The sequence below is a fragment of the Advenella mimigardefordensis DPN7 genome, assembly GCF_000521505.1.
Lineage (GTDB): Bacteria > Pseudomonadota > Gammaproteobacteria > Burkholderiales > Burkholderiaceae_B > Advenella > Advenella mimigardefordensis.
Genome location: NZ_CP003915.1, coordinates 2,017,923 through 2,033,658 on the forward strand (window position 1 = coordinate 2,017,923; position 15,736 = coordinate 2,033,658).

17 protein-coding genes are annotated in these 15,736 nt (G+C 50.7%); 14 read left to right on the forward strand and 3 right to left on the reverse strand.

Annotated features, from left to right (window positions below; translation table 11 throughout):
- Nucleotides 1-12 precede the first annotated feature (12 nt).
- Both MIM_RS09320 and MIM_RS09325 read right to left on the reverse strand, forming a co-directional pair.
- Complete coding sequence (locus tag MIM_RS09320; RefSeq protein WP_025372484.1) at nucleotides 13-1,017, reverse strand: Bug family tripartite tricarboxylate transporter substrate binding protein; 1,005 nt, start codon at nucleotides 1,015-1,017, stop codon at nucleotides 13-15.
- 435 nt (nucleotides 1,018-1,452) lie between these two features.
- Entirely contained in the window at nucleotides 1,453-2,220 is a 768-nt protein-coding gene (locus MIM_RS09325) for an IclR family transcriptional regulator (protein ID WP_144084619.1), read from the reverse strand.
- A gap of 127 nt (nucleotides 2,221-2,347) precedes the next feature.
- On the opposite strand from MIM_RS09325, the gene MIM_RS09330 reads away from it, so the two are divergent.
- From MIM_RS09330 to MIM_RS09355, 7 genes are all read left to right on the forward strand, one after another.
- Nucleotides 2,348-3,343, forward strand: coding sequence for a 2Fe-2S iron-sulfur cluster-binding protein (locus MIM_RS09330; protein WP_025372486.1), 996 nt, complete (start codon nucleotides 2,348-2,350; stop codon nucleotides 3,341-3,343).
- A 69-nt stretch (nucleotides 3,344-3,412) separates the two neighbouring features.
- Nucleotides 3,413-4,780 (forward strand): aromatic ring-hydroxylating oxygenase subunit alpha, encoded by a 1,368-nt coding sequence (locus tag MIM_RS09335; protein WP_042070158.1) that lies wholly within the window; start codon nucleotides 3,413-3,415, stop codon nucleotides 4,778-4,780.
- A 4-nt stretch (nucleotides 4,781-4,784) separates the two neighbouring features.
- Nucleotides 4,785-5,600, forward strand: coding sequence for an SDR family NAD(P)-dependent oxidoreductase (locus tag MIM_RS09340; RefSeq protein WP_025372488.1), 816 nt, complete (start codon nucleotides 4,785-4,787; stop codon nucleotides 5,598-5,600).
- Nucleotides 5,593-6,183, forward strand: coding sequence for a 3-phenylpropionate/cinnamic acid dioxygenase subunit beta (locus MIM_RS09345; RefSeq protein ID WP_025372489.1), 591 nt, complete (start codon nucleotides 5,593-5,595; stop codon nucleotides 6,181-6,183). Before MIM_RS09340 ends, MIM_RS09345 begins: the two co-directional genes overlap by 8 nt.
- 9 nt (nucleotides 6,184-6,192) lie before the next feature.
- Complete coding sequence (locus tag MIM_RS23325) at nucleotides 6,193-6,363, forward strand: hypothetical protein (RefSeq protein WP_169733359.1); 171 nt, start codon at nucleotides 6,193-6,195, stop codon at nucleotides 6,361-6,363.
- 256 nt (nucleotides 6,364-6,619) lie between these two features.
- Nucleotides 6,620-7,156 (forward strand): class II aldolase/adducin family protein, encoded by a 537-nt coding sequence (locus MIM_RS09350; RefSeq protein WP_407638139.1) that lies wholly within the window; start codon nucleotides 6,620-6,622, stop codon nucleotides 7,154-7,156.
- A gap of 393 nt (nucleotides 7,157-7,549) precedes the next feature.
- Nucleotides 7,550-9,205, forward strand: coding sequence for an FAD-dependent oxidoreductase (locus tag MIM_RS09355; RefSeq protein ID WP_245592847.1), 1,656 nt, complete (start codon nucleotides 7,550-7,552; stop codon nucleotides 9,203-9,205).
- Here MIM_RS09355 and MIM_RS09360 read toward each other — a convergent pair.
- Nucleotides 9,180-10,100, reverse strand: a complete 921-nt coding sequence (locus MIM_RS09360; RefSeq protein WP_025372491.1) for a LysR family transcriptional regulator — start codon at nucleotides 10,098-10,100, stop codon at nucleotides 9,180-9,182. The two genes, MIM_RS09355 and MIM_RS09360, sit on opposite strands and share 26 nt — an antisense overlap.
- Before the next feature lie 521 nt (nucleotides 10,101-10,621).
- Here MIM_RS09360 and MIM_RS09365 point away from each other — a divergent pair.
- From MIM_RS09365 to MIM_RS09395, 7 genes are all read left to right on the forward strand, one after another.
- Complete coding sequence (locus tag MIM_RS09365) at nucleotides 10,622-11,167, forward strand: MarR family winged helix-turn-helix transcriptional regulator (RefSeq protein ID WP_025372492.1); 546 nt, start codon at nucleotides 10,622-10,624, stop codon at nucleotides 11,165-11,167.
- Nucleotides 11,164-11,730: a diaminobutyrate acetyltransferase gene (ectA, locus tag MIM_RS09370; protein ID WP_042070162.1), complete on the forward strand. Its 567-nt coding sequence runs from the start codon at nucleotides 11,164-11,166 to the stop codon at nucleotides 11,728-11,730. Before MIM_RS09365 ends, ectA begins: the two co-directional genes overlap by 4 nt.
- A 79-nt stretch (nucleotides 11,731-11,809) precedes the next feature.
- Entirely contained in the window at nucleotides 11,810-13,108 is a 1,299-nt protein-coding gene (gene ectB, locus MIM_RS09375; RefSeq protein ID WP_025372494.1) for a diaminobutyrate--2-oxoglutarate transaminase, read from the forward strand.
- 5 nt (nucleotides 13,109-13,113) lie between these two features.
- Entirely contained in the window at nucleotides 13,114-13,512 is a 399-nt protein-coding gene (locus tag MIM_RS09380) for an ectoine synthase (protein ID WP_025372495.1), read from the forward strand.
- Between the two features lie 25 nt (nucleotides 13,513-13,537).
- The gene (thpD, locus tag MIM_RS09385) at nucleotides 13,538-14,455 is read left to right on the forward strand and encodes an ectoine hydroxylase (RefSeq protein ID WP_025372496.1); all 918 of its coding nucleotides are present in this window, start codon (nucleotides 13,538-13,540) and stop codon (nucleotides 14,453-14,455) included.
- 357 nt (nucleotides 14,456-14,812) lie between these two features.
- A complete protein-coding gene (locus MIM_RS09390) occupies nucleotides 14,813-15,070 on the forward strand; it encodes a hypothetical protein (RefSeq protein ID WP_025372497.1) in 258 nt (85 codons plus the stop codon).
- A complete protein-coding gene (locus MIM_RS09395; RefSeq protein ID WP_025372498.1) occupies nucleotides 15,067-15,684 on the forward strand; it encodes a zeta toxin family protein in 618 nt (205 codons plus the stop codon). Before MIM_RS09390 ends, MIM_RS09395 begins: the two co-directional genes overlap by 4 nt.
- Nucleotides 15,685-15,736: the final 52 nt, after the last annotated feature.

A 15,736-nucleotide genomic window follows, 5' to 3' on the forward strand; every position in this document is an offset into this window, starting at 1 on the left:
GGCTCCTTGGCATTATTCAGGTTTGAGGTGTGCTGATGTGGCCACCTTATCCCATCGGGCAATATCCTGAACAATACGCTGACCGAGCGCGGCGGAATCGGCATCGCCCGGATCCATGCCAAGAGAGTGCAATTTCTGGATGAGTTCCTTATCTTTCAGAATGTCCGTTACAGCGCTGCGCAATTTTGCCAGTACGGGTTCAGGTGTTCCCTTTGGGGCCATTAAGGCTGTCCAAATGGTGACGTCGTAGCCAGGATATCCATTTTCTGCTACGGTCGGTATATCAGGAAAGGCGGCTGAGCGTTTCCCGGTTGTCACTGCGAGGGCACGCAGCTTGCCTGCCTTCACTTGTGGTGCGATGGCGGCACTGTCCAGAACACCTACCTGAATTTCCTGGCCTAGGAGAGCCGTGACCACCGGGCCTGATCCGCGGTACGAAATATGGTTGAATTTGATTCCGGATGCTTCTGAGAGTGTTTCTGCGACAAGTTGAAATGAAGACGAGGCAACACCGTGATCAAGTTGGCCATCTTTATGATTTTTGCCGTATTGCTCGAGCTCTTTAAGATTCTTTACCGGCAGTGCACTTGGAACAGTCACAATCAGCGGGAAAGAGCCGAGTAAGGCGATAGGCTCGAGATCTTTTACGGGATCATACGATATCGACTTCATCATAATGGGATTAACGGTAAGTCCGCCACTGGATGATACCAGAAGCGTATAGCCGTCCGGTTTTGCTTTAGCCACATAACCAGTGCCGATAGCAGAACTGGCCCCGGGTTTATTTTCAACGACAAAACTTTGTTTCAGGTGCTCTTGCAACTTGGCCGAAATAAGACGTGCCAGTATATCGTTGGTTCCGCCGGGGGCAAAACCAACAACGATATTTACTGCGTGGTCGGGGTATGTGTCAGCGGCAAGCGCCGACTGGCTACAGACTGACAGTGCGGTACCCGCAATGGCTGCACAGATCGCGTGAAGGGACGCCCGACGGGTTCGGGAGTAACGGTTGAACATGGAATGTCTCCTCTGTTTATTCGAACTAATCAATAAATATCCGTCAAGCGGATATCAGTCCATTTTCGGATAGTTCTTGATGTGGGTCAATTATTTTGATAATAAAGTCCGTCTGTCGGACATGATATTCTTGATCATTAAGTTCCATCACAGCAAAGGACTAGCAGGGACGCGAGCGCGGCGACTGCTCAGAAAGACCCCGTTTTTACATAGACAAAGAGGATTTTGCTTATCGGGTTAACTGGCGAACAAGATAAAAGAGGGTAATTGATACGCGTGGGCATGCGAAAAAAGCCGAGTTTCGCATTGCCCTTGCAATTACCCCGGTTGCACAGGTTTATGCCCATCACCTGGGTATCTATTCATTTGCCGATCGTTTGTTTTTAGTTTAAGTGAGTTAATTTGATCTGCTTGTAAACAATGCAGACGCAATAATCACGATGGCGTGTTTGAGTATCCGAGCATGTTTGACAGGATGGCCGATTCACTTTTGAGCAGTTGAGCAAGTTGCTTCAGTTTATTTGCATTGAGCCTCACTTCGGGGCCGAAGATGCCAATGGAACCGGCGACCGCAGCGTTTCGGTCAAAAAAAGGAACAGCAATCGCGACCGCACCAGAGATGAGTTCATTGTGACTAGTGGCATAGCCACGTCTGCGCGTCTGAGTCAGACCATCCTGCAGTATTTTGAGATCAATATCAGAATCCTGGACATAGCGTTGCAGCTCGTCTTCTGTGGTTGGTAAATACGCCAGAATGGCCCGGCCGGAAGCACCACGCACGATACGTTCCGTGTAGCCGACGCCTCTTTTGAAATTAAGAGGTTGTGGGCTGGGTAGCTCTGCGACACAAAGACGCAGATGACCTTGCGGAACAAACATGGCAACAGTTTCTCCCGTTTCACGCCAGATTTTCTGGAGTATGGGATTGGCTATCTGGGATAAGTCCAGACTCGAACTCCAGATATGAGCCAATCTGGCAACGGAGGGGCCAAGGCGGAAGCGTTGTGGTTCCCCAACGGACACCAGGAATCCGTGTTCCTCAAGGGTATACAGCAGGCGATAGAGCGTGGGCCGAGATAGATCAACCCGCTTTAGCAATTCGCCGGGAGAAAGCTCGACATCCTGTGAGGTAAATGCAAGCAGAATTTCCAATGCGCGGCCTACCGCACGTACGTTTTCATTTTTTTCGACGGGTTTCACCATGGTTGTAGCTCCTGTTTCTGCGAATTATAAACCGTAATTTGTCCGCCAGGCAGACATGTTGACAAATAATTAAATATATCCGTACAATGGATTAAATGTCCATAAAGCGGATAAAAGGAGACTGAATATGAATAACGTCATCCCTGTTACGTTGCTATTTGCCGATGGGGTATCACATCGTTTAGACGTGGCCTGTGGCCAGAGTCTGGTCAACGCGGCAACTGCGTCAGGTTTGAATTTATTGACCGATTGTTCTAACGGTCAATGTGGCACCTGTACTGCCCAGTTGCTATCAGGCGAAGTGGAACTGGCGGATTATGATCCGGCGGTACTACCGGACGATGAGCGCGAAGCCGGTGTGATCTTGCCCTGCGTCTGCCATATTAAAAAATCATGCGTGGTGGAATTTCCGTACGATTCCAGTGAGGCTCTGAGCGAAGAGGCGCCGCCCATTGCAGGGGAGGTTGTATCTGTAATCCAGATTGCCGCAGAAATCATGAAACTGGAAATTTCAGTTAACGAGAAGTTGCTCTTCGAGCCTGGTCAGTATGTTCGGATTCAGCCGGAAGGTACGCAATTTTCGCGTTCATACTCGATGGCCAATCCACCGGGTAGCAATCTGCTTGAGTTCTATATACGCGTGGTATCGGATGGCGCCTTTTCCAATTGGCTGCTCAATACGCAAGTCGGCGACAAAGTATCGCTCAGTGCGCCTCATGGCACTTTCTTCTTGCGTGATGAAACCAGACCGCGCCTATTTGTTGCGGGCGGTAGTGGTATGGCGCCGTTTCTATCAATGTTACGCGCTATGAAAGGACAGACCCAATCGGTTCCTACAACCGTGTTAATCGGCGCACGCACTCCTGAGCATTTATTTGCGCTGGACGAACTACAGAGTTTGCGTAGTGATATACCTCAATTACAAGTGAAATTTGCACTTGAAGAAGGCGAGTGTCCTGACAGCTATGCCGGTTATCCAACCGATTTGATCTGTCGTCTTGGGCTGGATGCTGCCACTCGCGTTTATCTGTGCGGTCCGCCGCCTATGGTTGAAGCCGGTCGTGCAGCGGCACAAGAAGCGGGAATGCCGCGCGGCGATGTGTTGTGCGAGCGCTTTAACTGAATAGAAATTTTCCAATAGAACGCGTCATGGATGCGAAACACTTCAACGTCGAATAGTGAGAGACAACCAATGATCCCTATTACTCCTGAATCCAGATACAACGCTTTGATCAACCTTCGCAAGGGCGAGATTGGTCGGGAAATATTTTCCAGCCGTGAAATCTACGAGGAAGAGCTGGAGCGAGTTTTTACGCGCGCCTGGCTGTTTGTCGGGCATGAGAGCCAGATTCCGAATCCCGGCGATTACTTTACGTCACGCATGGGTGCCGAGTCGGTGATTCTGGCTCGTGATAAAAAGAAAAAAGTCCACGTTTTCCTGAACTCCTGCCGGCATCGTGGTATGAAAGTGTGCCAGTACGATCACGGCAATACGCAACTCTTCACTTGCCCCTACCATAGCTGGAGCTATACGACCGAAGGTAAGCTTTTTGGTGTGCCACAGTTTAAAAATCTGTACGAAGGCTGTATGGAGAAAGAGGACTGGTCACTGATTGAAGTTCCCAAGATGGAAATTTACAAGGGAACCGTGTGGGCTACCTGGGATGACAACGCGCCGGATCTGATGACCTATCTTGGCGATGCCAAAACTCATCTGGATCTGGCGCTTGACTGTCGCGATGGACGCGAAGGTGGGTCCGAGGTGTTGTTCGGTGTTCACAAGTGGATTATTCCCTGCAACTGGAAGTTCGCCGCAGAAAATTTTCTGGGTGATACCTACCATAATGTGAGTCATCGTTCAGTGGATTTGATTGGTATTGGCCCAAGCGCTGAAGCGGGTGTGAAGGGACGTCGTGATAACGAATTGGAAAAAGCGCAGCATGTGTGGGCTAACTTTCCCGCGGGTCATGGTGTACATAGTGCGATCATGCCGGAAACCTGGGAATTCCTTGATACATATAAGAATAACCCAGTAGTGGCTGAATACTTTCGCGAAGCACATGCCAGGCGCAAGGAGCGGCTGGGCGCGGAACAACACCGTTTAGTGCCATTCGTGGGCACCATTTATCCCAACACATCATTCCACGGCAACCAGCCGCGTAATTTGTGTGTCTGGCACCCTCATGGTCCGGAGTCGACTGAAGCCTGGCGCTTTTTCCTGGTAGACGCTGATGCGCCTCAGGAAGTCAAGGATTTCCTGCGTAGCTACTATATGCGGTATTCGGGCCCTGCCGGTATGACGGAGCAGGACGATATGGAAAACTGGAATTACGCGACAGCAGGTAGTCGCGGCGTTATCGCCAAACGCTATCCCTATAACTATACGCAGTCCCTCGGTAAAGTTCAGACTTCCGGCCCAGTGTCGGGGAATGTCAGCTTGCAGGTCAGCGAAGAGAATCCTCGTCAATTTTATCGGCGCTGGCGCGATTATATGAATGGCGCTGATTGGGACACTTTGCTGGGACGTAAGGACCAGGGTCCTGCCAGTCTGGCGGCTTGACGCTATGAGTACAGTTATTGTTACCGGCGGCACATTTGGTCTTGGACTGTCCATCACCGTTGAACTAGCGCGCCGAGGGCATAAGGTTGTTGCGTTCGGACTTGCACAGCTGCAGGTCTCAAGCACAGCAAATGGCTTTGAGTCGCTGCTGAATGCGTTGCAGGAGGCGGGCTGCACTGCTGATGTGCTTGAGGCGGATGTGTCGAATGCCGCTGATGTACAGCGGGTTACGGATTATGCTGTCGAGCGCTATGGCGCCATTCATGGACTTGTCAATAATGCAGCAGTTGGCCCGCTAGGCACGGTGCTCGACACAGATGAGGCTTTATTCGATCGCATCATCTCGGTGAACCTCAAGGGCACCTATCTAATGAGTCGTGCGGTCGTGCCGCACATGCAACAGGCCGGGGGAGGCGCCATCGTCAACATTGGATCCGGAGCCGGTTGGGGGAAACCCAACATGGCTGCGTACAGTGCAAGCAAAGGTGGAATAGTCGCCCTTAGTACGGCGATGGCGTACGATCATTTTCATGATCATATACGTGTCAATGTCGCTATACCGGGAGGCGGAGGCATCATCTCGGGAATGAGCGTGGGCCGCTTTGGTGGCGATACCGATGCGTTTACGAGAAAACCGGCAGCGGGCACCGCAGCAGGCAGGCCGTTGTCAGGGCAGGACCTGGCTAATACCGTCGCCTTTCTATTATCTGATGAAGCAGCAACGATCTCAGGCAGCGTGATCGATGTTGGCTGCTTCGCCAATCAGGGCGGTCCTGTCCCGTCTCGTCCTGAAAAAATTCAAAGGAGTAAACATGTCTGAGATTATTGAAGAAACCGCAGCGGTCTCAAAGCCGGTAGCGCACGTTGTGCGCGATGCCCGCTATTACGAAATAAAACGTGAGATTGAAGAGTTTTTGTACGACGAAGCCAATATGCTCGACGAACGCCGCTTTCAAGAGTGGCTGGATACGCTGGCGGATGACCTGAGTTATTTCATGCCCATGGAATATAACGTGAAAGCCGGCGAACATGCGACGCGTGAATTTACCACTCGTGAAAATCAGATGAGTTGGTTCAATGAAGGGAAATGGACGCTAATGAAGCGGGCCGAGCAAATCATGACTGGCGTGCATTGGGCAGAGGAACCTCTGTCGCGGGTGTGCCGACTGGTTAGCAATATCCAACTGACCCGTATTGTGAACAATGCTGATGGCGAGCTTGAGGTCGGCGTATCCAGTCGCTTTCTGATTTACCAGAATCGCTGTGAGTATGAGCAGTATTTCTTCGTCGGTGACCGCGTTGATAGCATGCGCCTCACATCGGACGGCTGGAAATTGACTAGCCGCGAAGTTCATATCCATCAGAACGTGTTGCTTGCTAAAAATCTGACCGTTTTCTTTTAGGAGGACACAATGCTCAATTTAATGAATGTGCAAACAGGGCAGATTATCCGCCTGAAAGCCGGGACCAACGCAGAGGTTGTGGAGAATCTTGGCGATGGCATGTGGCTCAACGTCAGGCTTGAAAGCGGCGAAGAAGAGCTTGTCTTTTGTGAAGATATTGAGAGTGTTGTCGAAGCGTAGGTATGTAGCGGTGCTGTCCTCTAATCCCCTTTGTTTCACCCGGTATCGACAACTTTGTTTCGAGATTATCGGGCGGGGCAATGAGGGGTTATTGGGACAATCAAGAATAATCTTTAATTGAAGGCGACAAATCAATTCCGTTTTTCCGGTTACTTAGCAAGATGATCAGGCTAGTTCCGGTGTACAGACATTTTGTGCAAAAGGATTTGCTGCCATATCACATTTGCCAATGTCAGTTCATAAAAAAGGAATATGCATGCATACCGAATTGCAATATCGCCAGGACCTGGCCGCCTGTTATCGCCTGTTCGACTGGCTGGGGTGGACCGAACTGATTTTCAACCATATCACTTTGCGGGTCCCTCAACGTGAAAATCAACCAGCGGAATATCTCATCAATCCGTTTGGGCTCCATTATTCTGAGGTGACTGCCTCCAATCTGGTTCGAATTACGGTCGATGGAACCGTGACCGACGATAGTCAATCCCTGGTGAATCAGGCTGGCTTTGTCATTCATAGTGCCATACATGCGTCGAGACCAGACGCTCATTGCATCATCCATGTACACACAACGGCAGGATGCGCCATATCATGCAAGGAAGAGGGCTTGCGCCATGATAATTTTTACAGCGCCATGCTGTATGGCGATATTGCCTACCACGATTACGAAGGCGTTACCACGAGCCTTGATGAGCAACCACGTCTGGTCGCGTCGCTGGGTTCCTGCAATCACCTGATCCTCAGAAACCACGGCTTACTGGTTGTTGCAGAGGATCTACCAACTGCTTTTTAACCGGCTATGGACATTGCAGCGAGCGTGTGAAATCCAACTGGCCTCAGATTCTGCTGGCGGGTCTAATATCGAAATCTCGCCTTCTATTCTTGCCCGTGTTCCCCAAACCCGTGTCGCCGGCAGGACTTCCACCAATCAAATGATCTTCGATGCCATGTTGCGGCGGGCGGGAATTGATCGAGCACGTCTGTAATCCGGCGTTTATGCAGTGAAAAAATCTCGTTTCTGCTCAGTGGAAAATTGGATTTGAGTAAATTCGGTTTTTATCGGCTCTGATCCATAAAATTTACTTGATGATCGACCAGAAAAACTCGATTTATTTGTTATGTCAAATGTGTTCGAATAGTCAGGTTGAATAACCTTAATAATTACTAACTGACTATTCGAGCAAAAATGATGTCTGATCCAAATTCTATTGAAACTGATGTACTCATTGCCGGAGCCGGTCCGGTCGGACTTGTACTTGCCATGGTGCTGGCCAAGCGGGGCGTGCGTGTTGCCATGCTGGAGCCCCGCAGACGCCTCGAGCCTCCTAGTGTCAAGTGCAATCACGTGTCGGCCCGTTCCATGGAAATATTCAGGAGACTTGGGGTAGCAAATCTGGTGCGCAATGCCGGTTTACCAGAAGACTACCCTCATGATATTTCTTATCGCACAACAGCGACAGGGGTAGAACTAACCCGGATTCCCATTCCTTGTCGAAGAGACCGTTATACAGATAAATCGGGTCCGGATGCAAACTGGCCAACATCGGAACCGCCACATCGAATCAATCAGATATACCTGGAGCCAATATTGTTCGAATATGCCGAGGGGCAACAGAACATTCGTATTCTGAATCGGGAAGCACTGATTTCATTCTCACAGGATGAAAATAGTGTATCGATTATCAGCAAGAATGAGGATACGGGAAAGGAGTCAACGTATAACGCAAGATATCTGGTTGGATGCGATGGTGGAAAGTCTATTGTTCGCAAAATGATTGGCTCCAGGCTGGAAGGAGATGCTGTTGTGCAGCGGGTTCAGTCTACCCTGATCAGGGCTCCTGGTTTGTTGTCGTTGTTTAAGCAAGCACCAGCCTGGGCTACTTTCTCGCTTAATCCTCGTCGTTGCGGCAACACCTACGCAATTGACGGCAAGGAAATGTGGCTCGTGCATAACTATTTACGGGACGGTGAGCCTGATTTTGATGCGGTTGACAGGGATGCGTGCCTGCGAGAAATACTCGGCGTAGATGAGAAATTTCAGTACGAAATGCTCAGTAAGGAAGACTGGTTTGGCCGTCGACTGTTGGCAAATAAGTTTAGAGATCGTAGAGTATTCATTTGTGGCGATGCAGCTCATCTGTGGGTTCCATACGCCGGCTATGGGATGAATGCGGGTATTGCCGATGCAGAGAATCTGGGGTGGACGTTGGCTGCGAGAATTCAAGGCTGGGGCGGTGAGGCAATTCTGGATGCATATGAAGCCGAACGGCGACCAATTACCGAACAGGTTTCCTATTTCGCCATGAATCATGCTCAAGCCATGTCACAACAACGTACCAGTGTTCCTCCAGGCATAGAGGAGCAGAGCGACGAAGGGGCTGAATTGAGAAGCAAACTTGGTACAGCAGCATATGAATTAAATGTCCAGCAATATTGTTGTGCTGGCCTGAATTTTGGTTATTTTTATGATCAGTCCCCCCTTGTCGTGTATGACGGTGAAGCCTTTCCTCCGTATACCATGGGCTCGTATGAGGCTTCGAGTGTGCCTGGATGTCGCACTCCTTACGTCGAACTAGAGGGTGGCACTCCACTGTACGACGTGCTGGGTATTGGTTATACGATGTTAAGATTTGACGCTAATGTTGATGTTACAGATTTCGAAGCGCTGGCGCGCGAAAGAGGGATGCCTCTTATGATCGTGGATATACATAGCCACGATTCCCGATGCAATGCATATTCTCACAAGCTTGTATTGTCCCGTCCAGATCAGCATATTGCATGGCGAGGTGATAAATTGCCTGAGAACGTCGCAGGTCTTATCGATAAGATTTGTGCTGCTTGAGTGAAACAGAATCTGCGACATATTTTAAAACATCAATCAGTGCCTGGGCCGCGGGCGTAAGGGTAACGCCTTTCGGCCGAATAAGATAGACGTTTCTCTCGACTAGCGGATCCTGAATGCTCTTTATGACGAGATTGGAATGATGAAAGGATTCGATCAGATACGCTGGCAGAACTGCTACGCCGAGACCCTTCAGGGTCAGGGCGAGCGCTGTGGATAAATAGGAGACTTCCCATTTCGGTTTGAAATCAATGCCGGCTTTGACCATAGCGGTATCGATCAAGGTACGGATTTCATTTCCCGAACGTACGCTTATTATTGGCAAATCGCTGAGGCTGCGCCAGTCTGTTATTTTCTTCTGCGGGATAGCGCTGTTTTTTAAGTAGATTGCCGAAAGGTGATCCGTAAGCAAGGTCTCGAACACCACATCAGATGCACCGGAACTGGTTGTGCCTATGCTGAATTCAACTTTTCTCTCCTGTATTGGGGAGATGATTTGTTCTGGCCCTGTGTCATGTATAACTAATTTAATATCAGGATATTGCTTTTCAAACAGTGATATTGCCTCTGGCAATATAGTTGCCGCAACGGCAGTTGCAACGCCGAAGTGCAGTACGCCATGCCTTTTCTCCGCTATACCGCGCGTGTTATTTACAAGAGTATTAACATTATCCAGAATGTTCGATGCCATCTCAAATGTTTCATGAGCAATTGCTGTGGGTCTTAAAGAACGAGAGGTACGCTCAAATAGTGTTACCCCCAGATTCTCCTCCAGCTGTTGCAACAATAGGCTGAGTGCTGACTGCGTAAGATGCATGGCTTTGGATGCTTGAGTCAGGCTTCCCAGCTTGTATATATACGCGAATGCCTGTAATTGTCGAATAGTTGGTGTCATCGTATTATTTCATTGGATAATTTGCATTCAACGCTATTGCGATCTGGATTGAATCGCCGGTGAGTGCGGCTATCCTGATAGCATCTAATAGTATCTGTATTGGGCTTGAAGGTGCAAGTTGTGGCAAGACATCGCAAAGTAAGCTGCAAGATGCGTCGTTGAGTGTGTGCGGTTGATGCTCCTGCGCGGTTGTTCGCAGTGCATAAAGTAACTCAGCCACTGCGCACAATTTCCTCTACCTTTTCTTTTGCTTCCTTTTTATGTTGCTTTCTGCAGGCTGGCAGCGGGACCAGTCGCGCACCAATTCAAGCCGGACACGACAGCAGTTCGCGGAGTTTCGCCAAAATAGCCTACCAACAGGCGCCATCACTTCTCCGTTCATCACGATAATTTTTCTTTCTTTTTCTTACATTTCGTACACTAATAATCAGTATTCAAACTGGTTTGACACCAATAATTCGATCGCATATGATTAGGACTGAAATGATTTTTTAGGGAAATAATTTCTCTGTAAATTAATTATGAGTAAAACAATTAATATGCAAACTCAATATGACATCCGTATTCTCAGCGCGCTGCGCCGCATCACGCGGGCCATCGCTGTGCATTCGCGGCAACTTGCGGCGTATAACAATGTGACCGCACCGCAGTTAATCTGCCTGGGCGCCATTGTTGAGAACGGACCCATTACGGCGACAGCCATCAGCCGCAAAATACACGTGAGCCCCAGCACCGTGGTCGGCATTCTGGATCGTCTGGAAGACAAGGGCTGGATTCGTCGGGAACGCGGCAGAGAAGACCGCCGCATTGTTTTTATTACTGCGACACAGGCGGGTATTGAACTGGTTCGGGCAACGCCATCGCCCATTCAGACCAAGTTGACAGAAGCGCTGAAGGATCTGCCGGAAACAGAACAGGCCGCCATCACTACGTCGCTTGAAAAAATTGTCATGCTCATGGAGGCGCACAGTGTTGTCGCCCATGAGGTTTCCAATGAACCGGCATCACCCATCCTGGATGTACCAGTGGCTGATACCTCGCACCCAGAATCCGGAATTTTAATTTGATTGATACGGCACTTAACACCTCTCAAACGTATTCGCAACATTCGCAAGCAGAAGGGGCGGCGCAAAACAATTCGCACCAACTGCGAGCACCTGCCAGAGCCGACGGTTATGACATCTGGCAACTCATCTCCCAGTGTCCGCCGCTGGATTTGAATTCGGTATATAGCTATCTGCTCCTGTGTGAGCATTTTGACAAAACCTGCGTGGTCGCGCAGGCAAATGGGCAAATCGATGGATTTGTCTCCGCCTATCAGCCTCCTGATAAGGCCGATGTATTGTTCATCTGGCAGGTCGCCGTTCACGAGCGTGGGCGCGGCCATGGACTGGGTCAGCAAATGCTCAGCAGTCTGCTGGAACGACCAAACCTGGCGCATATCCGTTACCTTGAAACCACTGTAGGTCCGGACAACGCCGCTTCTCGTCGCATGTTCGCGGCCGTCGCTCGCAACATGGGCGCCGGCATCGAAGAAAGCCCGCTATTTGAACCAGAATTATTCGGGCCCGAGGCGCATGACGATGAACGTCTTTTAAAGATTGGGCCGCTCAGGCCAACGCCGGGCTGAAGTTCACCCAGGGCGTGCCCGGCGTCCGAATGCCAGTGACAGGCATTGTCTTTTAATACTTAATCAAATAGGAAAAATCATGGATTTAGAAATTTTCGACCGCATGGAGTCTGAAGTGCGTGGTTACGTACGTTCATTCCCCGTCATATTCAATCAGGCCAAAGGCTCTGTACTGACTGACGAATCAGGAAAGGAATACATCGATTTTTTCAGTGGTGCAGGTACCTTGAATTACGGACATAACAATCCGATCCTTAAGAAGAAGCTGATTGAATACTTAAACACAGACGGCGTGGTGCATGGTTTGGATATGGCTACGTCGGCAAAAAAATATTTCATGGAAACATTTGAGCGCGTGTTGCTGAAACCGCGCAAAATGAATTACACACTGCAATTTACCGGCCCCACCGGTACCAATGCCGTGGAGGCGGCACTCAAACTGGCGCGTCAGGTGAAGGGGCGTTCCAATGTTGTGTCGTTTACCCATGGTTTTCATGGCGTAAGTGGTGGTTCTCTGGCGGTGACAGCCAATGAGAAATTCCGTGATGCCGCTGGTGTCTCGCTGCATAACACCGCCTTTATGCCTTTCGATGGGTATATCGGCCCCGATGTAGATACCATCGCCTATTTCGAACGCATGCTGGAAGATCCCAGCAGTGGTCTGGACTTGCCGGCGGCCGTGATTGTGGAGACGGTCCAGGGAGAGGGCGGCGTTAATGTGGCCAGCTGGCGCTGGATTCGTGAGCTGGAAAAACTCTGCCGCAAGTTCGATATGCTGCTGATTGTGGACGATATCCAGGTTGGTTGCGGTCGTACCGGCAGCTTTTTCAGCTTTGAAGCAGCCGGTATCAAACCCGACATTATTACGCTGTCCAAGTCGCTGTCCGGCTTTGGTCTGCCTATGTCACTTGTGTTACTGAAGCCCGAGCTGGACGTGTGGAAGCCTGGTCAGCACAGTGGCACCTTCCGCGGCAACAACCTGGCTTTTGTTACAGCGGCTCAGGCACTGGATAGTTATTGGAGCGATGATCAGTTTCAGAACGAAACGCGACGCAAGGAACGGATTGTGCGCGACTGGCTGGAGAACATCGTGCATAGCTTCCCGGAAGCCGGTTTCAGTGTACGTGGCCGCGGCCTGATCCAGGGGCTGGTATGTGATGCGACACCCGAGCTGGCCAATAAAATTGCCAAGCAGGCCTTTGCCCATGGGCTGGTGATTGAAACCTCCGGCGCTCAGGATGAAGTCCTGAAAATTTTGCCGGCGCTCACGATCGAGGATGCGCAATTGACGCGAGGCCTTGAGTTGATTGAGCGCAGCGTCGCAGAGGTCCTTAAGCAGGAAGGCAAAAAATCCAAAGTTCTCAAATTCGGAGCGTAAGAAATATGATAGTTAGAAATGTGAAAGATGTGATTGGTACTGATCTTGAAGTGAAAACCGACACCTGGCTTAGCCGTCGTGTGCTGCTGGCCAAAGACGGTATGGGATTTTCGTTTCACGAGACGGTTATTTTTCCCGGCACGGAAACCCATATTCATTATCAGAATCACCTGGAGGCGGTATGGTGCGTGGAAGGGGACGGCGAGATCGAAACGATCGCCGATGGCAAGAAATACGCGCTGGGTCCGGGCGTGGTCTATGCTCTGAATGAACATGACGAGCACTGGCTGCGCGGTGGCAAAGAGCCGCTGCGTGTCATTTGCGTTTTCAATCCCCCCGTTACCGGCCTTGAGGTGCATGACGAAGACGGTGTTTATCCGGCCATGACCGAGGAAACCGCCTGAACTGTAAATAGATAAGGAGTACAAGATGGTCGTAACCGACATTTATGAATCACGTACCAGCGGTACTGCCGCCATTATCGCCAGACAGGAACCCGTGGTGTACGGAAACGGCGATTATGCCGATGCGCTCTCAGCCGAACAGGTTGCAGCGTACGAGCGCGATGGCTTTCTGGTGCTGGACAGCCTGTTTAGCGAGCAGGAAGTGACTGCGTTAATGAACGAAGTGCTGGCGATGGCGAACAACAGCAAAATCGCCGCCAGCGATGAGGCGATTACCGAGCCGGGCAGCAATGCGGTTCGTTCCATTTTCAAGGTACATGCCTTGAATAAGGTGATAGACAAGCTTTCACGCGATCCGCGTCTGATTCATGTTGCACGTCAGATACTGGGATCGGAAGTCTATCTGCACCAGTCACGCGCCAATCTGAAGCCTGGGTTCAAGGGCAAGGAGTTTTACTGGCATTCAGACTTTGAAACATGGCACACGGAAGACGGCATGCCTGCGATGCGCGCCCTGAGTTGTTCAGTACTGCTCACTGACAACAACGAATGCAATGGTCCGCTGATGGTGGTGCCGGGGTCACACCGGCAGTTCATTTCCTGCCGGGGCATCACGCCCGATGAGAATTATAAAAAATCGCTGAAGGCGCAGGAATATGGCGTGCCCGATCCGCTCAGCCTGGAGTTGCTGGCAGAGCAGGGCGGCATCAAAGCCATTACCGGCAAAGCCGGCTCAGTGGTGTTTTTCGATTGCAATACCATGCACGGTTCCAATGGCAATATTTCGCCATGGCCGCGTGCCAACGTATTCATGGTGTATAACAGCGTTGAAAATACGCTGAATGCGCCTAAATACGGTTTGGCACCACGTCCTGAATACATTGCGACACGGGCCTTCGAGGGCGCGCTGGAGCCTCTGGAGGCGCTGCAGGAAGTCGCCTGATGGTTGACGCTGAGAGGATTGCTGCAGTTGAATGCGTATGGAATGGCCATGGCTTGGGCCTAATGTGTGAGCCTATGGGTATGTCAATATCGCAGTAGCAATATGAGCGAACGAATGGCCCCGATTTTTCCGGGGCCATTTTTTTGCCCGGAAAGTACGCTGTGATGTGACGCGATAGGGTGTTGCTGCCTGAAATAGCTGATATTTTCTGCAAATTGCATATAATCAGTCGATAGAGTGGGAAATCACACTCTCATATGTTTGATATTAGGCGATGCTTTCGTACGGTGAAGTGGATGGTGCCTTTGTTGTCATAAGAAGAAGCAGGCAACATGCTGCTGTACGGTGAGGTGAAGTATGGAAATGAAGCTGGAAAATCTGGAAGCCATGACAGACGTGGAAGAAAAGGTATTCTGGAGAATGTTTGATGTAAGGATCGTGCGCGACGACGGCGCGGCTGCGCGCGCACACCTGCAGGCCGGCCGCCCGGTTTATTATCGCGAAGACAGTACGCCGCCCGGTCTGATCATCAAGGAGTTTCCCGATGGCCGGCGCCAGCTCGTGCGTTTTATCGATGGAGTCGAACAGACGGTAGACGATACGGCTGCGCGATGAGTGCACCAAAACTCTGGGTGGTCGCCGGCCCGAACGGCGCGGGCAAAACGACGCTAACACGACTGCATCTGACGGGTCATCTGCCGGTGGTTAATCCGGATGATATTGCAGAGCAGCTTGATATTCACAATCGCAATACTGCACTGGTGCAAATGCGCGCTGGCAGGCTGGCCTTGCTGGCGAGAGATAAACTGCTTGCCGGCGGGCGCAGCTTTGCAATAGAAACAACGCTTAGCGGCAACTCTGAGCTAGATCTGATGTATCGCGCCCGCCGCGCGGGGTATCAGGTTATTCTGGCGTTTGTTGGCGTAGACGATGTGGGATTGCTTATTGCGCGGGTCAAGTCGCGTGTTGCTGATGGTGGTCATGCGGTTCCGCTTGAAGCGATACAGCGGCGTTACCGCCGCAGCATGGATAACCTGGGGTTTGCACTGCAGATTGCAGACCGTGCCTGGGTATTCGAAAACAAGCGCAAAAGAGGGCGCCGCACGCTACTGATTCGCGAGGCAGATCGTCTGAAGTATGTCAGCCAGTCGTTGCCGATGTGGGCGCGACAGGCTATTCCGACTGCGTTGCGCAAGCGCGACTGGCATCATAAAAAGAAAAATGCCTAGCGTCGCGCAGGGCTTCAATCCGCACTGCAATCAGCGCTTCAGTCAGTACATC

What these genes read in the sequence shown, in the direction of transcription:
- MIM_RS09320 (WP_025372484.1), bottom strand. Translation starts at nt 1,017, where the DNA reads ATGTTCAACCGTTACTCCCGAACCCGTCGGGCGTCCCTTCACGCGATC.
- MIM_RS09325 (WP_144084619.1), bottom strand. Translation starts at nt 2,220, where the DNA reads ATGGTGAAACCCGTCGAAAAAAATGAAAACGTACGTGCGGTAGGCCGC.
- MIM_RS09330 (WP_025372486.1), top strand. Translation starts at nt 2,348, where the DNA reads ATGAATAACGTCATCCCTGTTACGTTGCTATTTGCCGATGGGGTATCA.
- MIM_RS09335 (WP_042070158.1), top strand. Translation starts at nt 3,413, where the DNA reads ATGATCCCTATTACTCCTGAATCCAGATACAACGCTTTGATCAACCTT.
- MIM_RS09340 (WP_025372488.1), top strand. Translation starts at nt 4,785, where the DNA reads ATGAGTACAGTTATTGTTACCGGCGGCACATTTGGTCTTGGACTGTCC.
- MIM_RS09345 (WP_025372489.1), top strand. Translation starts at nt 5,593, where the DNA reads ATGTCTGAGATTATTGAAGAAACCGCAGCGGTCTCAAAGCCGGTAGCG.
- MIM_RS23325 (WP_169733359.1), top strand. Translation starts at nt 6,193, where the DNA reads ATGCTCAATTTAATGAATGTGCAAACAGGGCAGATTATCCGCCTGAAA.
- MIM_RS09350 (WP_407638139.1), top strand. Translation starts at nt 6,620, where the DNA reads ATGCATACCGAATTGCAATATCGCCAGGACCTGGCCGCCTGTTATCGC.
- MIM_RS09355 (WP_245592847.1), top strand. Translation starts at nt 7,550, where the DNA reads ATGATGTCTGATCCAAATTCTATTGAAACTGATGTACTCATTGCCGGA.
- MIM_RS09360 (WP_025372491.1), bottom strand. Translation starts at nt 10,100, where the DNA reads ATGACACCAACTATTCGACAATTACAGGCATTCGCGTATATATACAAG.
- MIM_RS09365 (WP_025372492.1), top strand. Translation starts at nt 10,622, where the DNA reads ATGAGTAAAACAATTAATATGCAAACTCAATATGACATCCGTATTCTC.
- ectB (WP_025372494.1), top strand. Translation starts at nt 11,810, where the DNA reads ATGGATTTAGAAATTTTCGACCGCATGGAGTCTGAAGTGCGTGGTTAC.
- MIM_RS09380 (WP_025372495.1), top strand. Translation starts at nt 13,114, where the DNA reads ATGATAGTTAGAAATGTGAAAGATGTGATTGGTACTGATCTTGAAGTG.
- thpD (WP_025372496.1), top strand. Translation starts at nt 13,538, where the DNA reads ATGGTCGTAACCGACATTTATGAATCACGTACCAGCGGTACTGCCGCC.
- MIM_RS09390 (WP_025372497.1), top strand. Translation starts at nt 14,813, where the DNA reads ATGGAAATGAAGCTGGAAAATCTGGAAGCCATGACAGACGTGGAAGAA.
- MIM_RS09395 (WP_025372498.1), top strand. Translation starts at nt 15,067, where the DNA reads ATGAGTGCACCAAAACTCTGGGTGGTCGCCGGCCCGAACGGCGCGGGC.